Below are 1,206 nucleotides of genomic sequence, written 5' to 3' on the forward strand. Positions count from 1 at the left end.
GATTGGCAGCGTTTGCGGCTGTTCGCCGTGCTGGCGGGTCTCTACCTCGCCCAGGGTATTCCGGGTTATCTCCTGGTCGCCGCGGTGCCGCCGATCATGCGCGAGCTTGGCGTGTCGAGAACGGCCATCGGCATGCTTGCCGTCCTGATGATCCCGCTGACGGTGAAATTCCTCTGGGCACCGCTCGTCGATCGGATCAGGCCGATGGCGATCGGGCACCGCCGCGGATGGATTCTTCCCACGCAGATCGGGACTGTGATCGCCATAGCGGCACTCGCCCTTGTGGAACCGACCAATCTGAAAGCCATATTCGCAATAGGTTTCGCGATCGCGGTGCTGACCTCGACGCAGGACATTGCAACCGACGGCTATGCCACGCTCGCCCTGAGGCAAGAGGATCGCGCCGTTGGAAACGCAATCCAGGGCGGAGCGGTCGCACTCAGCGTCATCGTCGGCGGCACCGTTTCCCTGCTTCTCTATGGCTGGGTCGGCTGGCAGGCGATGGTGCTGACGATCGCGGCGGTCTCAGCCCTGCCATTGATTGCGATCGCCTTCATGCCGGAGGACACCGCTACAAAAAACGCCGAACCGCGGGCGAAACCTTCGATCTCCAGCTTTCTCAAGCGCCCGGAAGCCGTGACCGTCCTGATGATCGCACTGACCTACCGGGCGAGCGAAGGGCTGGTGAAATCCATGGAGGGATCCTATCTCGTCGACGTCGGATTGCCGCTGTCGGCGATCGGATATCTGAGCGGTATTTCTGCGGCGACGGCCGGCATTGCCGGATCCTTCATAGCGGCCATGCTTGTTCGACGTTCCGGCGCCGGCCGAACGCTGCTGCTGCTCGGCGCCTTGCGCACGATCTGCTTCCTGTTGTTTGCCCTGCATGCGGCCGGCGAAATCACGGGCATATGGACTCTTTTGGGAGCGGCGGGGTTTCAGACCTTGATCCGCTATATGGAGATTGTGGCGCTCTACAGCCTGTTCATGGCGGTGTCATCGAAAGATCAGCCTGGAACGGACTTCACCATTCTGTCCTGCGCCCAGATCATCATCTACCTGATCGGCTCGATGATGGCCGGTGCGATCGCCGACCGCATCGGCTATGGCGCACTTTTCACCCTCTCGACGCTCGTCTCCGGTCTGGCCGTCGTGCTGACTGTTCACCTTCTTTCGCGGCTCTCGAAGAAAAGCGCGGGAGCGGAC

Annotated in this window: 1 protein-coding gene; it reads left to right on the plus strand. The window is 61.7% G+C overall.

What is annotated here, in order from left to right:
- Positions 1-12 precede the first annotated feature (12 nt).
- On the plus strand, positions 13-1,206 hold a 1,194-nt coding region (locus tag EN939_RS34945), incomplete at its 3' end, for a RhtX/FptX family siderophore transporter (protein WP_164751545.1).

Source organism: Mesorhizobium sp. M7A.F.Ca.CA.002.05.1.1, from assembly GCF_003998335.1.
Taxonomy (GTDB): domain Bacteria; phylum Pseudomonadota; class Alphaproteobacteria; order Rhizobiales; family Rhizobiaceae; genus Mesorhizobium.